The following is a 20608-nucleotide window of genomic DNA, read 5'->3' on the forward strand; positions in this document are numbered from 1 at the left end:
TCGCCGCGGATATCCGGTCGTGTGGGCGCGTAGCTCAGCGGACAGAGCACTTGGTTCCGGACCAAGATGCCGCGGGTTCAAATCCCGTCGCGCCCGTCACACAACCTCTTGGTGCGGATACATCGCAAACCACCGGACAGCGTCGAGGTCGGAGGTAATTCGGGTTCATTTCGGGGGGTGATTTCGTCACGCTCCGTGACGGCGGTCGCCGCCGTCTGTCGATTCGCGAAGAACCAAAACGGCATTCGCCTTAGTGATTGGGGTCGAGTGACAGCTCGCAGAAAAGGGTTCGAGAGAGAACGGAGTACCAACGGGGTCGAGTAGATCAGGAGAACTACCGGGTTCAGTACTACCGGCGATATAGAGATTTGGCAGTTGTCACACCACTTCTTGGAGAAATTTTATAATGATGTGACAAACTATCAGAATCATGCTTGACGATTTCTTCTCAGCCTTTCGTTATTTTCGTAATGTAGATTCAAACTCACCTGAGACAACCATCGGAAAGGGACGAAAAGTAGTGCGAAAATATGCGTTTGCAATTGCATTAGCAGTCGCAGCAGGTGTTGCAACCGGGATACTACGGTCCCCAGATGCATTCCTTCTGTCGATATACACCCTCATTCCCTTTGCATTCGACTCATCATTAATACTGAATTCAATACCTCTCATAGGACGAACTGCACCTCGTGTGATGATTCTGGTTGAGTTGGGGAATGGAATAGGTGCCGCAAGTATCGGTATCTCACTTTCTACAGTATATATGATATACCGGAAAGTTGGGGCCGCATCAATGACCATCTCTTGGTTTCAATGGAAGAGAAATAACTGAACGAAATATCGACACACCCCACCGATCCCTACTGGACTAATTATCCACTTTGGACCGTTATGTCGTCTATCTAATGACGTCGGCTCATAATAGATAATTGAAGGCCCTGAGTGTATTTTTCCCATCGTCGGTTATCCTGACTTCACTTCTTCGCCCAATTTCTTCTACACTGATTGCATCCCGCTCAAGTAGCGGTTTGATAATGTGGCTGTCTAACAACCGGTATTCCCCAGTTCTATGCTTAGAATTATGATTGCGCATGAATGGAAGGTTAGTTTCTCTTCCAAATTTGATAAGATTACTCTTCGCTACTGGCCCTTCTTCGGAAACAAATCTCAGTATCCGGATTTGCTCTGCCGGAGGTTCATCGATATGAAATGAGGGTAAATTGTCTATGCCTTCAACACCCGCGCTAACTGGGTTATTTGGTGGTCCTTCTTCGTCCTCGGGTCCGTATTTTTTTGCGCGGACGTAGTATGGGGTGGCGTTGGTAAGCATACAGGCAATCATTCCACCGATGGCAGTTACCTTCGACCCTGTAGCTAAGTTCACATACACATCATCGCTTGCATGCTGGTCAACGATACTGGCGATCTTTTCGATTGAACCATACATGTCGAAGATGTTGCAATCACGCTCTTCCAGATCTAACGGGCCTTCACGCAATGTCTTTTTCACTTCCTTGTGATACCATGGATCATCACCTTTGTTCTCATGTAGAAGTAATATCACTCGGTCCGCTTTGAGTTCACGTAACGGTTCCAGTATACGGTCTTTTTCGTATCCCAGAGGAACAATATGGACCCTGTCTGAGACTGTTATCTCATTCTTCATTGTCTCAATTATAGTGTTACTATCGATTGTATCAGCATATCTATTAAATTCTCTCACACCATACAATCTGCTAATGTCTCCCAAAAACTCGGAGCAATTGGAAATCACCCGCTCCGTCCGAAAATACCAGGGAGACGAGCCAGATCATGAGTTCAGAAAACTCTGTTCAGACCCCGGGGAGTATAGTTAGCTCCGACAATTCACCGTCCGGTTGTATTCCGCTGATTGAGCCACAGCAAGCGCACATCGAATTTCTCGAATCAGTACCTGAGATCTCACAGATCCTCGTTCGGCTCTCGGACGTAGACCGACTGTTGAATCGGTCTCAGACAGCTGAATCATACTTCCCATCGGGTATCGACGTAATCACGACATCAACAGTGACTGACGAGTACCTATCTGGACTACACTGGCGGGACGAATTCGAGATGATCAGCGAGTTCGCTCCTGATTATCACATCCCCTGTGATATACCGATTTACCGTGATACGGATCGTTCAGAACGTAGAGATCGACTACGGAAGTATCTCAATCGAATGCTTGCATTCGCACAAGAATCGACCAATACCTCTGTTAGCATAATCCCGCTGCCAAAGGCCCTTACTCGCGAGGAGTGGAGTGTAGTGAAACCTGCTTTCGACGTACTTGGTGTTGAGTTCTATGCCTTCTATGGGACGCAGTATTTCTTAGAAGGGGGTGGATTCAGAGAGCTACTCAAGGACATTCGGTTAGGCGTTTCAGTGATGCCCAATCGTGACATCCTGGTGATTGGACTTCTGTCACCGGCTATGCTTCGCCAACTACCACCACAGGTAACTGCCGCAGGTGGTTTGAATCAGTGGCGAACGAGAGTACATCTACGCGAGGCATCGTCAGAAGTGTATAGAAACCGGTTTGTCGAACTCCAAGATCAGGTCAACTCCGCACTTGGAATTGGTCAAGCCCCGCTTGGTATGTGGGCTGAAAGCTCACAGGAGGTAGCATAACAATGGGACGTAGTTCCGGTTCTGGGTACGATTACAGCGACGATGGTCGTGGTTCACCTAATACGGGACCACTCGGTGAGACAATTCAGGAGACAATCTCACAGGGCGATGAGATTGACGAAGCCTATCAAAATTTTGTCGACGAGACACAACTCACTGACCTACAAGGCGAGACCATTTCGAACCGTCGAGATGTTCTTGAGGAAATCCTTCGGGAAGAGATTGGAGTCACTGACTCCCAGCTTATCGGATCTTTCACCAGAGAAACTGTGGTCGGCCCGATGTCCCAGGACACAGATGCCGATATGATGGTTGTCCTCGACGCGGATCAGCACCGACAGTGGATAATGCAAGAAAATGGACCTCGAAACTGTCTTCGGGCTATTAAGCGTCGTATCGAAGATGATCCACGATTCTCCGAGACAAACGTCAGTATCGACCAGAACGCAGTTTGCGTGCAATATCACGATTCGACGATAGAAATCGTTCCGGCATTCGATTATAATCAGGTACCCCATGCGGAGGACCCATCCCAAGGTCTCAATCCGTTTGATAGCCAGAACGATGGTTACGCAATTCCGGATACCCACGGACAGCAATCATGGGTTGGAACGAACCCTCGAAGGTACAAGCAGCAATTTGAGGCGCGGAACGATGCACATAATGGGAAGGTTGCAGGTCTGGCGAGGAGCATGAAGACCTGGGCCAACAATAACAACGTACCTGTGCGAGGATACACGATGGAGGTGATGGTCTACAATTACTTTGCTAACAAATCTAAGACTGGCGCGCGTGTTCCGGACAATTACCATGACTTGGCATCGGACTTTGTAGAGTCACTTCCAAACCGGATGCAGCAGACAACTCGCGAACCGATATATAATGAACCGGTTGATTCTGGGATGAGCCAAGCTGAGCGGCAAGAGGCAGTTCAGAAGGCTGAAAAAGCAGCTGAGGCTCTCAAAACAGCGCAGAGGCTGAAAGAAGAAGGACGAACGAAAGCGGCAAAAGAACGCCTTCGTGAGGTGTACGGTGATGGATTCTCTAATAAATGAATAGCTCTTTGCAAGCCAACAGCGAGGACTCAGATGGATTAGAGCGATTGTCTGACCGGGCTGTCAATGGAGCGGACAGCACGCTGTGGACGTATAAAGCACATTTCGAGGCTGCAGATTCTTATTCGCGTAGAAGTCGCTTTCTCGATGTGGGTACGACCGCTGGGGCAGCTCTCGTCACAACTGCGCTGGTTTGGAATGAATTCCCGAATCTAACGGTGGGACTGGCTATTCTCACGGCAGTAGCAGCAGGATACAAGACAGCAACGAACCCACAAAAGACAGCTGAGGCGAATTATAGGGCTGGGGAAGCCTATCACAAACTGTTGAACGAGTATCGAGATTTCATAACACTTGATCTGCCTGATGACTCAACCCCTCCCAGGGAACTACGAGAGAAGTATGATAATCTCGAAGCTCGTCGACGTGAACTGAATGACGATATGCCCAACCTCCACCGGAAGTGGTACGACCGATTAGACGACTCAATCTACGGAGAAATAGAAACCACCGATAAGGCTCAAACACAACTAAAGAAGGGATACGAACCAACTCGATCCGACACTAACTAAGTATATTTGGCAAAAGCATCCGAAATGTCGGAGCGGTTAAGATCCATGGGAGAATATCCTCAGCCGCCGTTGCAGTCAACACACGCTCTACCGAACAACGAATACGGCTCAGAGGTAGATTCTGGAATGCCGCCCAATAAAATAGGTTCTACTTTCGTTATTCGACGTTCGTTCTCTTAGTCTCTGCGGGCACACTCTCAAGCAGGTCTGTTACGATCTGATTGGCCTCGTTTGGTAAGTAGAGTCCTACGTCGTGGAACGTGTGAGACGGTGCCGCTCATTTCACAGAGTGTTGAAGAACGATTGGACCATCTATGTTTGCGTTGGCCCTGACAAAGACCAATTAACTGATCCTCGCTTGGTCGCTTAGACTAAGTAAAGGTTATAACATTCACGGAGAGTGAGGAATACATCCGAATGACCCGCAAACAGATCGGGCAAAACACGGGTAATTCCGGGCGAATCAATCTGTCTGGCCCTGAAATCAGGAAGCTCAATGCCGATGTCGGCGATGCGATCAAGGTCGACATCGCGGAGTCAAAAGAGATCGCCCACGCCATCATCGACAATAGTGAACAAAACGAATTCGTCATCGTGTCTAAGCCCACTGAGGAATCAGAATGACTAACACAGACTACCCAACCCTCTTCGAAAGCTGTACCCCTCGAGGCGACGTCCTCGATGGCACACTGCAAGAAGATCAGTTCGCAGCTAGTCTCGCAACCGTTGCTCACGCATCGGGCGAGGCTGCTCCGGTGTACCGAGACGCTGAGCAGTTCTTCGATATGACGTATCCGACCGATGGACTCCAGACGCTCCTCAGCAATCTCACCGGGCGCTTTCTCGAAAGCAGTGGGTACGATGGCGGAGATTACTCGAACAGCATCCTCTGCCTTGACACGCGATTTGGCGGCGGGAAGACCCACGACCTGATCGCGTCATACCACCTTGCGACATCCCCTGGGCAAATCAAGGACCTCGGCGAACATCTCAACAGCGGTGATGAAGATCTCGCGTCTACATACCAAGCCGCCGCAGTCTCAGAAGGATTCGATGTCGATACTGCGGTCTTCGTGGGTGGCCATATCGACGCCCGAAACGCGCGCAGCGATCGAACCGATCCGAACGCCCCCAACACACGAACGATGTGGGGGGAAATTGCTTACCAGCTCTACGGTCTGGAAGGCTACGAATACATCAAGGAATACGACCAAGACAGGAACGCACCCGGCGGAAATACCCTGAAAGGGCTGTTTGACATCGGTGATGGTGCAGCTCTCATCCTCATCGACGAAATCGCCGCATATCTTGAAGCGGCTTCCGCCATCGAGGTCGGAAACGCGACCCTAGCCAGTCAGACGTTGAGCTTCGTTCTCTCATTACTGGAAACGGCTTCTGAGACTGACGACGTCACGGTCGTCTACAGTATTGCGGACACAGCATTCGAAGAGGAAGCGGAGGAGGTCCGCACGCTCGTCGACGAACTCAATCAGATCGGTCGCCGTCAGCACAAGACCGTCACGCCGACCTCTGAAACGGAAGTCGGCCAGGTCCTCCAGCACCGATTGTTCGAGGAGATCAACCACGAGAAGGGTCGGTCAGTTGCGGAGTCTTACTTCCACTTCTACGGAGATAGCGAGCGGCAATTCCCGCAGGAGGCGACGGACGCGAGTTTCGTTGACCGACTCGAACGGGAGTATCCGTTCCATCCGACGATTATCGATACGCTCACGGAGAAAATCGATACAATCCCGAAATTCCAGCGAACGCGAGGGGCACTGAAGCTTCTCGCCCGAGCGGTGTTCTACCTTTGGAACCACGAGCCGAAACATTACGATCGTCACTGGATTCGGCTGCATGACCTCACACCTGCAGACAATGCTCCGAGCGGAAGCATCGACTCCACACTTCGCGAGACTCTCTTCGAATTCGTCGACCTCAGTGCCGCCGTCTCGGCTGACATCTACAGCGAGGATGAGAACGCACACGCGCAACTCGAGGATCGGAAATGGACTGAGAAGGGTATCCCGCCACTCGGTAGCCACCTGACGACGACCATCCTCTGGCACAGCCTCGCCTACGGCGAGCAGGCAACTGGCCTCACGCGGGCAGAGATGAATGCGGCGCTCGGCCATCCGGACATTCGCTTCGACAACTACGACTCTACACTTGAGGCGCTCACGGGCGGCGACATGAACGTCGCGTGCTACTACCTGTACGACGAGGAGCGTGTCCGGTTCAAGAGCGATCCGAACCTCATTCGGATCATCGACCAGCGTGTGGATAATACGCCGGATGCGCGGGCGCGGAACCGCTTCGAGTCGCGATTAGAAAACGAAGTTGGGACAGGAGGCTTCGACACTGTCCTGTTTCCTGAGTCGCCAGCTCACCTCCCGGACAAGGTTGCTAAGCCCCAGCTCGCCATAATGCACATGGACACTGCTCCGGTGTCCGACGGCGGCAGCAAAGTCCCGGACAAGATTCAGACACTGTATCAAAAGTCCGCATCGAAACAAGGCGGTGATGCCCAAAGCAGGGTCTACAAGAACTACGTTCTGTTCTTGTCCCCGGACAAGGAGCGTGTTCAGAGCGCAATCGACGAAGCCCGACAGTTGGAAGCTATCGAAGCACTCCTCGACGACTCCCAGCAGACGGCTGACCTCTCGAACGAGCAAATAGAGGAACTCAGAGAACGTCGTGATACGGCCCACGGCCTTCTGGGTGAACTCGTCAGAGGTGTCTACCGTCACCTGTTCTACGTCGAACGCGACGGCCTTACCCACATCGCGATCAACGCGACCGAGGCCAACGGCGGGACGACGCTGGTGAACGCGGTGGAGGAGACGCTCGAGGACCGCCTCATTCGCGCCGACGCGAGCGCGAAGGGGGTTGCGTTCTTCAAGCAGAAGCTCTGGCAACAGACCCAGGACAGCATGACGACCCAGCAGCTCGTCACACAGTTCGCGAAGAAGCCGGGACTGCCGTACCTCTTGAACACGAAGCCGCTGCGAAAGACGGTCGCAAAGATGGTCTCTGAAGCGGGCTACACGTACTGGGACGCAACGGATGGGGAGAACGGCGTCGCGTACTGGTACGGCGACGAGGACGACGACCCTGCCAACTGGATGAAGACCGGAACGCTCGCGGAGTCACCCGACGTCGAGACGTCGATCCGGGACACAGACGTGAAGATCGGCGACGATTTCGTCGTCTACTCCGGTATCGAGGCGCTGCTCGAGGTTCACCATGACGCAATTCGAGCGTCCGAACGCGAGAAGATGACGTGTGAGGAGTGCGGTGTCAAGGTCGAACCAACAGGTACGGAGCCGTACTACTGTGAGAAGCACAAACCCGATAAGGAACTCCCTGCGTGCGCGGAGTGTGGGAAGGAAGTCGCCAGCAAGAGTGAGATGAACGCGCAGGGACTCTGCAGTGACTGTGCAGGTTCCGATGAATGGGACACCTCGACGAGTCTGATGGCGGCATCACGAGCGTTCAACGAGGTTCGGACGCATGCCCTGTCACAGGCACCATCCGGAACCGATCCGGGAGTCGTGCGCGTCACGGTCGAGGTCGGCGGCGACGACATCCTCTCGAAGGGATCGTTCATCGCTGGTCGACAAGCGTTTAAGAGCCGGACCGACCACGTCTCGGTTCGCATGGAGTACGAGACCCAGTCGTCGGATGGCGCATCGTACCAGGCGCAGTATCAGGGTGATCTCGAAGAATTCTCTCGCGTGACGAACCAGCCAGATGCGTTCGACGGCGCGTCGCGCACGGAAGTGAAGTTCCGAGTCGACCTTCCAGAACCTGAAGCGATCACGGACGACAATGATGACGTCCTGTCGGAACTCCACGATGAGCTAGGTCAAACAAATATCGACGTTAAAGTTCAAGCCCGGGGACCGGTCGAAGCCCTCACAGAGATTCAGCAATGACTTCGCCATCCACTCAGGAGGCCGATACCGACTCCACGTCACCCTTGCCGACCGAGAACCTCGGTGCGAGCCAGGCCGGAAGTAGTGTGTATGGGGGACGTCCCACGTTTGGACTCATCCGCCATGACGGAGCGAACGGCGGAACGTTGACCCTGTACGAACTCCTCCCGTCTGAGCAAGCGGACGCTCGCCGTGAACGACTGGAGCGTGGAAGCCCAACTCGTGGGCTTGTGGTTGAGGATTTCGAGGACGTGTTCGACGAATCCGTCCCGAATGACGATGACCGTTGGTCGTGGGAGGATTGGACGGCAGTGAAGATCGCCAGTCTCTCTGGCAGTCGTTTGCGCTCGATCCTGTCGCTCGTTCGGGAAACGCTGCACGGTGCTGGCCTTGATGACGGCACGGTCACGAGTTCTGGGTACGCCGAGGTTTTCCTCCCGGAAGCAGTCGGTGTTCGGCTCGCGCTTGGATTTGTCGGTGTCAAACCGATTCAACGAGTTGACCGGATGCGAGCATTCTGTCGCGGTATCGCTCGGATGAGTTACGAAGAGTGCTACTACTGGCACGCGAAGTGTCGGTCGCCGTCAAGTCCGAACGGTGAGAAAGCTCTACGGACACTACTAACAGATCACATCTAACCATGACTGAACAATCAACTGAGGAGCAATCCACACTGAAGCCCTTGGCCATTGAAGGGAAATTGCCACTAAAGGCAGTAGGTATCGAAAACCTTCGTGAAGCTAACCCACAGTACCTTCCTCCCCATCGATACCTCCATCCTTGGTTCGCGAGGCGTCCCACGCCCGCATCTCGGTTGGCAATCCTCGCTTCTGTTCTCCCAAAGGAAGAGGTCAACTCTGATGATTTACTCAGGTGGATGCAGATCGGTCCTAATACCGATGTAGACGGTCCTGACGTGGAAGAAGAGAGTGATTTGTCTGAGTATGTAGAGTTCAAGAAGGCAACAGAAGACGAACGTAGTGGAAATCTGGAGAGCCACTACGGATACCCGCGTCCCTTTACCCAATCCCCTTCTGATACGGAGATCGAGGATATACATAAAATCCTCCGGGAACACTGGGATGGTGAATTACCCTCCGTATTAGATCCGACTGCTGGCGGTGGTGTGATCCCATATGAGTCGCTTCGCTACGGATTGCCCACTCATGCAAACGAACTCAATCCTGTGCCTTCGCTTATTCTGAAGGTAATGCTGGAATATGCTCCTTCAGTCGGTGACATAGAAGATTCGGTCAAAAAGTGGGCACAGCAGATCGACGAACGGGCTAAATCTCGCGTGCAGGAATTTTTCCCGAGCAGCCGAACAGACCGGACTCCAGATAACTATGTTTGCACGTACCATGTTGAGTGTCACTCGTGCGGTACCGAAATACCATTAGTTACCAAGTGGTGGATCCGTACAAGAAGTGATGGGATTCGTGTGGTCGTTCGTCCAGAGATTCTTCATGATGGTACAGTGGATTATGAGGTGATCGTTAATCCAGATGAAGAGGAGCTGTCTGAATTCGATCCCGATAACGGTCCTGTTTCCCGAGGGGGCGATGCAGAGTGCTTGAATTGTGGTGTAGTCACAGAAGACGACGAGGTTAGAGAACGGTTCAACGATCAGGATTTCAGGTACGAAATATACTGTGTTCGGTATCTGGAAAGCGATGGGAGCCATGGCTTTCGCGCACCGAACGCTGCTGATCGCGAAGCCATGGAAAAGGCACGTGAACGGATTCAGTCTGATTTTCAACTCTCCACATTCTTGTCAACCCCAATCCCAGAGGGTAACAAGACAACTGAACCGCGAAACTTCGGTATTGAGGAGTGGCGTGACCTCTTTTCACCGAGGCAACTCGTCTGCAACTTCGAATACGTTGATGCGATTCATCATTTCCAGCCCAAGATTGAGCAGGAACATGACCGTAAAACTGCAGAAGCAGTTTTGACATTACTCACTCTCTCATTTAGTAAACTGATTGATCGAAATATTCGTCTCGCAGACTGGGATACTACGAAGGGGTATCCAAACCCGATGTTCAAAGGGAAAAATTTCGCTTTTAAACGTACTTTTGTAGAAAATAATATCTCTATTGGAGGTCTAGACTTCCTCTCAAGCGTTAACAAAATTTATGGGTCGTATGGTGAACTAGTAGATTATCTCCCCAAGGAATCGAATCCGGCCAACATTTCGGTTGGAGACGCCGCAGATCTGCCTCAAAGCGATAGCAGCATCAATGCGGTAGTTGTAGATCCACCCTATTATAGCAGCATCATGTACGCAGAGTTGTCAGACGTATTTTATGTCTGGATGCGGGAACTTCTTGGCGACGTTTTCCCCGACATCTTCCATCAGAGTCTTACCGATAAAGAGAACGAAGCAGTTGCTAATCCAGATCGATTCGATTCTGTTGCCGGTGAAAACTCTTCTAAACGGGAGTTAGCGAACGACTTCTACGAACAGAAGATGAGTGACATCTTCTCCGAGCTTTACCGAGTTCTGGAGCCGGGTGGGGTAATGACTGTGATGTTCACACATAAAGAAACAGATGCCTGGGACACCCTAACGATGTCACTTATTAATTCTGGGTTCACAATTACCTCAACCCACCCGATCACGAGTGAGATGCCCCAGCGGGCAGGTATGCGAACCAGTGCATCGGCGGATAGCACGCTTCTTCTAACAGGTCGGAAACCTCACAAGGAACTCACCAAGGATGAAAAGACTCCAACTCTCTGGACCGATGTGAAATCTGACACCCGCACTGCTGCGAAGAAAGCTGCACGTGATCTCATTGATTCAGGACTAAGCCTCACCAAAACCGACGTGATTATTAGCGCATTCGGGCCAACGCTTCGTGTCTTTGCAGACGCCTATCCGGTCGTTGACGACGAAGACAACGAGGTCCAGCCACGCCGCGCACTTGAAGAGGCACGGGAGGCTGTGACGCAAGTTCTTGTTGAAGAATATCTTGACGTAGACGGCATAGACAAACTCGACGACGTCACTGAATGGTTCCTTCTCTGCTGGCTCGTGCATGAGGCGGAGACGTTCTCCTACGATGAGGGCCGACAACTCGGTCTCGGGATCGGTGTCGACATCGATGAAATCAAACGTAGCACGAAAACGTGGCGCAAGAGTCGTGGGGACATTTCCCTTCGTGGCCACGCTGATCGCGTCCAGAACGTCAATAAAAAGCCCGAAAATCGATCCAGCCGCACACCGGTGAATCCTGACGATCTCTCATTCAGTCTCGCGCTCGACAAGGTTCACGCCGCAATGCACGTCTACGACGTTCAGGGGGAGAGTGTCTGCTGTGACTGGCTTCGAGAGCGGAACTTCGGCTCTGATTCGACATTCAAGGCGACACTAAAGGCGCTCCTCCAAGTCTTACCAAAAGATCACGAGGACTGGGAGCTGGCCCGCGACCTTGCTGTCGGTCGTACTCGTGACGTGCTTGACCTCGACTTCAGTCCAAACGTCTTCGCAGACGACCGGGAAGATACGTCGCAGCGGAATCTCGGCGAATTCTAACTGTCTTTCTACTGGTTTGTTCTTTGAAGCTCGTGAAACGGCCTCATTGTTGACTGTCTCAAATTATCTCTTCTCCATCCTGTACGAAGGTACTGATTATATTGATAGTCTGCGAATTAGTTATTTATCTTCGTATTAGGAGTGAACTGTGTAGTCCTCGAAAGAAGACAGAGCTTCAGTTACATACGGCACGTACTTTGCCGTTGAGACGACGTATTCGTGTCTGTCTATTAGGGTGGTTGATGTATCTGGAGAAATTGGACGCCAATATTCGTATTTTCCGTTCACAATCTGCGCAGCATGCCCGATGCCTTCTCTTGGGTGAATCTCCACTTCGAAGTCCATCGTATCTCCTGTAAGATGGTGAATGCAGATCCAGTATCCTTCCTCGTCCTGAAGGCTCAGTCGATAGGACAGGTTACCGTCGTCAGTCATTTCCAGACCTACGATGTCCAGTTGGGGATTAGAACTGAACTTCCGAATGGATTCTTGGATAGCGGCACCCTGATCGGCGAAATCGATAGTCAAAGAAACTTGGGAACTGAACTGCTCCCAATCATCTATCCAACCTTCGATGATGGAGAGAATGTCTTCAGGAAGATCTATCGGTAGTTCTCGTTCGTCGTCCTCAGAGGAATCAGTTGCATTGTCTTTGGAATCCGACTTCTGAGTAGATCGTTTCGGAACTTCTTCCCAGGGTTGGATTTCGTGAGCGTGAATTTCGTCTTTGACTCGATTAACGGTGAAGCCGACCTCATCACCAATACTTAATTTTGAACCCTCGTACCGCTTCCTGTGACCGACAGCGTAGATTCCTGAGTCGCCAATTTCGATGTCGAAGAACCGGTTTAGTGAGACGACTCTTCCGCGAACGAACTCATCTTCTTCCACAGACCGAATTGCGTTTCTAATCGAATCCAGTTTCTCCAAGATCTCCTTTCGTTGGCTTTCCGTGAATTGACGCAGATCGCTGTTCGAAAATGTCCACTTCTCATCGTTTATACAGTATTGATCGAATTTGTAATGGAATTCGAATATCGGCGGTAAGGCCTCCAATAGTTTGTCAAGATGGCCTTCTTTGGGAGGGCCGTCAGTAGCAGTCCACGAACTGATCCCTCCACCTTGCACCTTCAGAACCTGTTCGGAACTCGTGTTGGCAGAGATTGTATGCACGAAATCAGCTTCTGTTCCTCGCTTGTCACAGCATTTCCACTTTATCTCTCGGGAGTTTAGGTCGTAGCAAGGGAAATCATCAGTGTCGACCGAAAAATCCTCGATTTGGATGGGATGACGAACCAACTGTTGGATCGATTCAAGCGTTTCGTCTCGATCTTTCGTGCGGTCAATTAGTCTCCTGATGTCAGCCTTACCAGAAACACCTGACGCAGTATTATTCAGAAAATGACGAACAGTCGTTGGGATTTCCCAAGTTTTGTTCTTCGTGTGTGACTCCTGCTTCGTCTCTGACTGACTGGTTTTACTGTCTGTCTTCTGTGCTTTATTTGACTGGGGTGTCTCCTGATCGTCGACAGATGTTCCTTCGGGATTGAGAAATTCATTTAATGCGTCTACTTCGGCATCCGTCGGTGGGTTGGTACCTTCTGAGCTATCTTGTACGTCGCTGACTGAGAAAGTCGTGCCACTTTCTCCTGTATAGACGTGGTCTTCCTCCCAAAGCGGTTTGATGAGACTCCAACTGATAGAATCTCCGTCACTGTACTTCTGGTTCCTTAGAAATCTCTCTGCAGCGGGTGTCAACTGAAATGTGACGAACGTCCCATCGATGGAGCTGCGTAAATATATCCCCGATTTATCGGTGTATCGATGGATGACTGGCACCTATGTCTCTATCTCCTACACTCGTATCAACATTTCTCACCCGGAAATCAGCTGGTAGACTCGAACAGTGTCCGCACTCTCTAACCAACTATTGACGATGAGTTACAGGTGTTCTGAAGGACTCTCTGAGATTTCAATAGAGCCAAATCGCACTAATAACGGGTAATGGTACCGACCGTCGATAGGTGTAAGGTCCCCCGAAGAAAATGGTTTGGCAGACGAATGGACGGTCTTCGAAATCATTCTTGGTCCCCGATTTATGAAAGCCGACCTGGTACTGAGAGTACCTTTCTCGTCGATGAGTTCTACGTACCAGCGTTGAAGAGAAGCATCCGCTACGATCGAGTAGCAGGATACTTCTCGAGTACGGCTCTCGCCGTCGCCTCTCGAGGTATCGATGCTCTCCTCGAACATGGCGGAGAGATGCGACTCATCGTCGGCACGGATCTCTACAAGTCGGACAAGCCAGTCCTCGAACGACTCACCGACGAACTGGAAGACTCACTCGAAGAACTTGAGGACGAAGAACTCGACGCTCACCTCAAACTCCTCGCCCGATTGCTTCGGGAAGAGCGTCTTCACATCAAGGTCGCTGTTCCCAGAGAAGGCAACTGGCAGGTCTTCCATCCCAAGATGGGGATCTTCCACGACGAGGAGGACAACGCGCTCTCGTTCGAGGGCAGCGTCAACGAGACTATCGGCGGCTGGAAAAAGAACTACGAACGGTTCAAAGTCCACCGCTCGTGGGAAGCGGGAGAGGACAACTACGTCGACGCCGATATTACAACCTTCGGCCAGCTCTGGTCGAACCAACACCCGTTCGTGGAAGTGTACGATCTCCCGGAGGCTATTGAGAGGGAGCTGATCGACTGGAAGGACCCAGACTCCGAATCCGAAATTGAGGAAGCGATCCAGATTGCACGCGGAGAAGCGCCACCAACTGAAGCCGACAAAGCGAACATCATCGCTGACGGGCAGCTCGCACCTGGCGGGCTTGCACTCGCCGAAGGGGCAAGCACAATCACCCCGTGGCCACACCAGCGTGTGGTCTCAGATACCCTCGTAAACACGTACCCGAACAGCTTCCTCCTCTGTGACGAAGTCGGCCTCGGGAAAACCATTGAAGCGGGCCTCACACTCTCACGGCTCGGCCTGACTGAGGAACTCGAAACCGGCCTTCTCCTCGTTCCTGCAAGTCTCACTCAACAGTGGCAGGAAGAGCTGTGGGAGAAATTCAATATCAACGCCTATCGCTTCGACCGAAATACTGCTAACGAGTACGTCTTCTTCGACGCATTTGATCAGTCCCACGGGCCACCATCCCGGTCTGAATGCGAGATTCCCGAAACTGAAGAAGAGCAGGCATGGGTCGACAGCCCGATCTGGCGGTTCATCCATGAACAGCAGAAGAAATCTGACCCGGATACTCCAAGCACTCCGACCATCGTTCTGATGTCCTGGCACACTGCTCGTCTCCAGGACCGCTGGAACCAGGTTGCTCCTCGTGATTCTGGGCAGATCCGAACACGGGACGAGGTCCCGAAAAGCTGCCGTGGCAGAAGTCCTGAACGCCGTGAGGGTGTCTGGGACGCAGTCATCATTGATGAGGCGCACAACGCCCGAGAAGGCAGCAGCTTCTATACGATGCTCGAACGCCTCCGTGATCACACGCAGTGCTACTACTTCCTTACCGCGACACCGATGCAGCTTCACGCAGGTGAACTTCACGACCTGATGACGCTCCTTGACCTACCGGATCGCTGGGATAATCAGGAGAGCTTCGTTGAATTCTTCGAGACTCGGCAAACTCTATCCCAAGCGATTCGTACAGTCGTCGACAGTGATGGTAGTGAAGGTTCCACCCCAGAGTCCTGGTCCTCACAAGCTACCCTCGACGAACAACGCTACCAAGACCGACTCCCGACTGATCGAAGCATCTCTGATCGTGTTTTCGACGAGGTTGCCAACATTCTCGAAGTAGGCGACAATCGGAGTCAGGCACGTTCCATCGCGAAGCAGCGAGTCTTGGAAGCCTGCAGTCTTGCGAGCAACTACGGAGAACACTACGACGGCTACGTCGAACGGTTTGATGAGGCTCTCGAAGAACACGATGTTGACCCGTTCGACGCTAAGGAGGACGAGAAGCTCAAATACCTCCTTTATCCCACTTGGAAGGCCGAAGAGGAGTGGCTCACATACGACCGTAACGACCGTCTGAACGCGCTAGACGACCTCTCCGAATCCGGCTGGCAAGTTGTGGAGGACGTTCTTTCCGAGTCAACCCCGGTCGATGCGCTTATCCACCGCAATACTCGGGACACGCTTCGAAAGTACGAGAAAGTTGGATTGCTTGACGAAACTGTCCCTGACCGCAATCCAAAACAACGGCAGATCGAACTGACAGACGAGACGCGGCGAGTGTACGACCGGATCGACGACTACACGCGGAAGTTCTACAAGCTCGCCCAGCAGTCCGACGAAGCCGAGACACGAGCCATCGGGTTCGTGATGACCACGTACCGGCAACGGCTGACCAGCAGCATCTACGCGATCTCACAGAGCCTCCAGAACCGACTCGAAAAACTTCGTGGACAGCGTGCTGTTCTCAAAGGGAAACAGCAGGCTGCAAAACGAGCACGGGAGAATCCCTACGGCGAGGAGACATCAACACAGATCCTGTTGGAAACGGTTTCCGATCAAGATCTCGATGATCTGGATGCACTTGACGACCTGGATGGTGGACTCGAAGACGTCAATCTAAGCGAGATCATTCCGAACGTCACTGAACAGGGTATCGGCCTTCTCGAACAGGAGATTGAGGAACTCGAGTCATTCGTGAATAACCTCAAGCACATCAATAAAGACCCAAAAATCGACCAACTCATCGACGATCTCAACGAACTTGATCGGGGAGGCCACAACCGCGTTATCATATTTACACAGTACGCCGACACGATGGACTTTATCCGCAATAGCCTCACGTCAATTCACAGCGAAACCGTCGCTACGTACTCTGGTCGAGGGGGTGAGATGTGGAATGCATACGAACAATCTTGGGTTTCAGTCGGGAAGGAGCGAGTCAAGCGCGAGTTCGCTGCTGACGAGGGGAAAGTAGAGATTCTCGTTTGCACTGACTCCGCGAGTGAGGGACTGAATCTTCAGGAGTGTGGCGCACTGATCAACTACGATCTTCCGTGGAATCCAATGCGCGTTGAGCAGCGTATTGGACGGATCGACCGTATTGGCCAACGGTACAGTGAGGTGCAAATTCTCAATTATAGCTACAAGGACACCGTTGAGACCGACATCTACGAACGTCTCAACTCACGGATCGATCTCTTCGAAAACGTCGTTGGTGAGATGCAACCGGTACTGTCTGGCGTCAGCAGACAAATCCGTACAGCAACCCTCGAAACGGAGCGGAATCAAAGTCGCGAGGCCGTAGCCGAAGCCGACCGAGAGTTCTCTGAACGACTCAAAGAGCAAGAACAGAGTAACCGAGTCGATGTTGGTGAATCACTCGATGAGGTAGAGTCTCTTGTTGCTCAAGATGTGATCGATGAAGCCAAGCTCGAAGCTTGGAAATCAGCCGCACACCCCGACCTCGACGAAGTCGGTGATGAGAATTATCGGTACCCCTCTCCGTATGATACCTCAAGTCTTGAGAAAATTCTCGTTGGTAGTGAGGCCCTCTCCGACGCTGGTGTGGTCTTTACCCCAGTGGCCGAAGTGGAAATTGATGTCACAGACAGTGACTACGCGGATCAATTCGATTTCGGAGAGACAACATATAGGCTCGCCTGGGACGGGATGATCATCCCCGAGCCAGATGGTGAGCAGACATTTGCTCAAGTCATCGCTCCCGGGGAAGACGAAGTTGCAGTGACATTCTCCGCCGATTGCGCTGACGAATATCCCTCGGTTCACTATCTTGCGCCAGGGAACCCTTTACTGGGTCAGTTAGTAGAAACGCTTCGAGAGGAAACAGACGAGCGAGAACGTCTGCTCCGGAAGGCCAGGTATCGAGAAACCTCTGAGGTACGTCCGCTTGTGTGTGGGTGGGGTCGTGATGGAACTCTTGGGCGATTAAAAAAGACCGATGACGTGATCGAAGATCTTGAGATTGATCTTGACACATGGGTTAGCATGTTCCTGCAGAACCGTGAAGAGGTAATCTCAACGTAGTCTCAGTTCATCACAGGTCACTGCCAGCTAACTCAATCTGAGTTTTCAGTTCTTCCCTTGATGAGACACCGGAAGTGGTTGAGTCGTATTAACCGAAGGTGGAACTGTCGCTGTCGGCGGTAGTCAGCCGTGCGGCAGCATTACCAATTACAAAGAGACGTTTCTGGACGATGATTTCCACCAATTCAGTGACTCCGGGTGGGTCGCAGTTGTAAGCGCGCAACCACTAAACACGGAACAGTCATTGTTTGATTCGCAATGACTGGTTTAACTAATCCAGCGACGGAGTGGGCAGATGCGATCAACTACAGTTGTCCGAAGTGTGGTTCACAGGCGTTCTGGCAGGAGCTATTGACGATGGAAAAAGTACGATACCCTGATCAGATCCCCGAAACAGCGACTCATAAACCGAAAAACACGGGCACACCCCCGATAGGAAAACCCCAGGTTCTCAATGCCGCTTGTGAGCGTTGTGACAAGCAACTGGTCAATAACGGTAAGCTCTTAGTCGACACCTCGCCATCCGTTGAGGAGATTCGTGCCGATCACCACTGTCTTGACGAACATTAGCCTCACTCACGGAGACTTTTGTATGTTAAATTCATTCTCTGTACTCCGACACTAATCAGGTTGGTCATCTCGACTGAGAGCTAATTGCAGCGAGAGCACACAGTCACTGAAAGGCCCACAAAAGCAGAAATACTGCCAGTGTCATCTTAGCTTCTCCATCGCACAATAACGGGTGGAAGGTTCGATTTTCACCGACCTACCGTCTCTGTCGGCTGTAACTGTATTGAGGTTTGTACGTGAGCGTAGGATCCGTGATCTGCAGTTTTTGATGATTCGTCAACGCAGACTTCCGTGTGGCATTCCGAGTCACTGGAACCAGAGTAGGTGGCTGATTTGATGCGGGCACCGATAGAGGGCGATACATCCCCATTAGATGTCTAACTATACGTGGGATATGAGGTATTCTGTCAAACCACCCAACAACCACTGGATCCAGTGGCCCCATCAAATCCAGTGACTCCATATGGATCGACCACCAGGATTGAGCGCGCAACCACTAAGCACGGAACGACCTCGGTTCTATTTGTAATGAGTAACATTTCGGAGAAGGCGGCTAATTGGGCACGTGAAATCGGCTATCGATGTCCGAAGTGCGGTTCAAAGGATTTCTGGCACGAGTGGTTGAAATTTGAAACTGTGACGTTTCCGAACGAGAGTCATAAGGACGTGAACTACTTCGCCAGGGATTCAAGACCGCCTGCAGCGACTCACGTGGGGTGCAACCGCTGTGATGAACGAATCGTCAACGATGGCGAATTCGTTGCTGGGAAGTCACGCCCGGTTGAGGAGGTCCGCGAAGAACATCATTGCCTCGACGAACACTGAGTTTTGTTTTCTGGGTCAGCAGGCATCGTTATTCCTGCATTTATAAAGAAATGGGATACATGATATATTGCAATGTCAGAAGTTGCAGCCGCAACGACGATCGAGTTCACACAAGCAACTATCCAGCAGCTCCGCCAGCGGTGTGATGATCAGGAGTCGGTGGATGATCTGATCAGCAATCTTCTCGATGAGACTCGGAACTCTGTCACGCTAAAGGAATTCATCGACCTGCTCGGTGAGGAAGTGGATCCTGTTCAGATCGCTCTCTATGAGGACGTCTCCAGTCTCCTGTTCACCGTGAATGCCACGTCGACGGGAGAAGAATTAGAGGCTGCTGTAGAAGAAATTGATGCGGTAGAGATTGATGGTGCCCAGTTCAGCTTTGACGTGAAAGATGACCCTGGTGCTCCGCAGGATCTTGGGCGGCTTTCCCTCTACACCACAGTTGAACTGACCGAAATAAATGATGGCGCTACTCAGGATAGTGTCAAAAAGCCCGTTTCACGTGAGGAGGGTGTTAAGAAGGTCGAAGAATGGGTACGGAGCAACAAGGAGTTGAAGCCGCTGTGAATTGTCTGAGTCACTGAAACGGTAATAGCCAGTCAGTTTCGCGAAAAACTCAGTCGGCCCTCTTAGTATTCTCACGAATTTCGAGACACGATAGTAACTCTTGAAGCTCCGAATCTGACTCAATTTCTCCAAGGTCAACCATTAGCGGGGTACCCTCTATTGGCACGGTGTACATTGCTTCCATCGTTTGCTCTTCGAAGCCGAACTCTTGGAGATTGAGCACGCATTCGACTCGGTAGTCCGGATCGATCTCTAAGACCACGAGACGTTTTCCCTGTGGTCCTTTGTCTCGTTCGGCGATATACAGGCTTGCAGCGTATCCTGCAGTGACTGCATCCTGGATCTGTACAAGTGGTGGGATTTGGGGTTCAACCTGCGATGTCATCACATATCGATCCATGATCTTGAAGTTTAAACCCTCGATAGAAAATAACAGGCATGAATTCTATGCCTCTGTTTACTGAACAGCAAGTCACTGGAAATCAGTTGTTCATCCGTCAATGACGATGGATCCCATTATGCGAACAGACGGACCGGGTTCAGAGTTAATTCTGGTTCAGCTCCAAGACTGATCTCACGCGAATACCCCGCGTAACCGGCGGTTATCTGCTCAACCATACTGCGTATATGAAATCAAACGTTAGTGTCCAGTCTGGACGATAACTCCAGTTTCTCACCACCCCCCCACAGCAGTTTTCCTGAGTCTTTTCTCACCCCCCCACAGCAGTTTTCCGGAGCTTTTCGTTGGCAGCGCCTTCCAACGAATCCACCCCCCTCGTTTTCAGTGGGTGGGGGACCGTTCTGCGAGTGTTAGCGTTGGCAGAGCCTTCCAACGAACCCACCCCCCAAATCGAAGTATCA

General features: G+C 51.7%; 14 protein-coding genes and 1 tRNA gene. 12 read left to right on the forward strand and 3 right to left on the reverse strand.

Annotation, left to right across the window (positions count from 1 at the left end; all coding sequences use genetic code 11):
• The first annotated feature begins 23 nt into the window (after window positions 1-23).
• Both ABNG04_RS16320 and ABNG04_RS16325 read left to right on the forward strand, forming a co-directional pair.
• Window positions 24-96: transfer RNA gene (locus ABNG04_RS16320), tRNA-Arg, on the forward strand.
• Window positions 97-430: 334 nt separating this feature from the next.
• Window positions 431-832 carry a hypothetical protein gene (locus ABNG04_RS16325; protein WP_371163426.1) on the forward strand — a complete coding sequence of 134 codons (402 nt, stop codon included), beginning with the start codon at window positions 431-433 and terminating at the stop codon, window positions 830-832.
• Between the two features lie 84 nt (window positions 833-916).
• Here the strand turns inward: ABNG04_RS16325 and ABNG04_RS16330 are convergent, their stop codons facing one another.
• Window positions 917-1723, reverse strand: coding sequence for an HFX_2341 family transcriptional regulator domain-containing protein (locus tag ABNG04_RS16330; RefSeq protein ID WP_371163427.1), 807 nt, complete (start codon window positions 1721-1723; stop codon window positions 917-919).
• A gap of 323 nt (window positions 1724-2046) precedes the next feature.
• Here ABNG04_RS16330 and ABNG04_RS16335 point away from each other — a divergent pair, with 323 nt between their 5' ends.
• From ABNG04_RS16335 to ABNG04_RS16360, 7 genes are all read left to right on the forward strand, one after another.
• On the forward strand, window positions 2047-2652 hold the full coding sequence (locus ABNG04_RS16335) for a hypothetical protein (RefSeq protein ID WP_371163428.1): 606 nt from the start codon (window positions 2047-2049) through the stop codon (window positions 2650-2652).
• Window positions 2653-2654: 2 nt separating this feature from the next.
• The gene (locus tag ABNG04_RS16340) at window positions 2655-3707 is read left to right on the forward strand and encodes a CBASS oligonucleotide cyclase (protein WP_371163429.1); all 1053 of its coding nucleotides are present in this window, start codon (window positions 2655-2657) and stop codon (window positions 3705-3707) included.
• Window positions 3704-4279: an SLATT domain-containing protein gene (locus ABNG04_RS16345; RefSeq protein WP_371163430.1), complete on the forward strand. Its 576-nt coding sequence runs from the start codon at window positions 3704-3706 to the stop codon at window positions 4277-4279. Before ABNG04_RS16340 ends, ABNG04_RS16345 begins: the two co-directional genes overlap by 4 nt.
• 417 nt (window positions 4280-4696) lie before the next feature.
• Window positions 4697-4903 carry a hypothetical protein gene (locus ABNG04_RS16350; RefSeq protein ID WP_371163431.1) on the forward strand — a complete coding sequence of 69 codons (207 nt, stop codon included), beginning with the start codon at window positions 4697-4699 and terminating at the stop codon, window positions 4901-4903.
• Window positions 4900-8217, forward strand: coding sequence for an ATP-binding protein (locus ABNG04_RS16355; RefSeq protein WP_371163432.1), 3318 nt, complete (start codon window positions 4900-4902; stop codon window positions 8215-8217). Before ABNG04_RS16350 ends, ABNG04_RS16355 begins: the two co-directional genes overlap by 4 nt.
• A complete protein-coding gene (locus ABNG04_RS18100; protein ID WP_445972127.1) occupies window positions 8214-8855 on the forward strand; it encodes a DUF7680 family protein in 642 nt (213 codons plus the stop codon). The genes ABNG04_RS16355 and ABNG04_RS18100 overlap by 4 nt, the downstream gene beginning before the upstream one ends.
• Window positions 8856-8857: 2 nt before the next feature.
• Window positions 8858-11758, forward strand: coding sequence for a DUF1156 domain-containing protein (locus ABNG04_RS16360; protein ID WP_371163433.1), 2901 nt, complete (start codon window positions 8858-8860; stop codon window positions 11756-11758).
• Between the two features lie 135 nt (window positions 11759-11893).
• On the opposite strand, the gene ABNG04_RS16365 is transcribed toward ABNG04_RS16360, so the two are convergent.
• Window positions 11894-13597: a hypothetical protein gene (locus ABNG04_RS16365; RefSeq protein ID WP_371163434.1), complete on the reverse strand. Its 1704-nt coding sequence runs from the start codon at window positions 13595-13597 to the stop codon at window positions 11894-11896.
• Window positions 13598-13819: 222 nt separating this feature from the next.
• On the opposite strand from ABNG04_RS16365, the gene ABNG04_RS16370 reads away from it, so the two are divergent.
• The 3 genes from ABNG04_RS16370 (at window position 13820) to ABNG04_RS16380 (ending at window position 19747) form a co-directional block, all read left to right on the forward strand.
• The gene (locus ABNG04_RS16370) at window positions 13820-17782 is read left to right on the forward strand and encodes a helicase-related protein (protein ID WP_371163451.1); all 3963 of its coding nucleotides are present in this window, start codon (window positions 13820-13822) and stop codon (window positions 17780-17782) included.
• Window positions 17783-18880: 1098 nt separating this feature from the next.
• The gene (locus ABNG04_RS16375; protein WP_371163435.1) at window positions 18881-19177 is read left to right on the forward strand and encodes a hypothetical protein; all 297 of its coding nucleotides are present in this window, start codon (window positions 18881-18883) and stop codon (window positions 19175-19177) included.
• A gap of 72 nt (window positions 19178-19249) precedes the next feature.
• On the forward strand, window positions 19250-19747 hold the full coding sequence (locus ABNG04_RS16380; protein ID WP_371163436.1) for a hypothetical protein: 498 nt from the start codon (window positions 19250-19252) through the stop codon (window positions 19745-19747).
• 49 nt (window positions 19748-19796) lie between these two features.
• Here ABNG04_RS16380 and ABNG04_RS16385 read toward each other — a convergent pair whose 3' ends face one another.
• A complete protein-coding gene (locus tag ABNG04_RS16385; protein WP_371163437.1) occupies window positions 19797-20132 on the reverse strand; it encodes a hypothetical protein in 336 nt (111 codons plus the stop codon).
• Window positions 20133-20608 lie beyond the last annotated feature (476 nt).

Origin of the sequence: Halorubrum miltondacostae (assembly GCF_041379815.1) — an archaeon.
Lineage (GTDB): Archaea > Halobacteriota > Halobacteria > Halobacteriales > Haloferacaceae > Halorubrum > Halorubrum miltondacostae.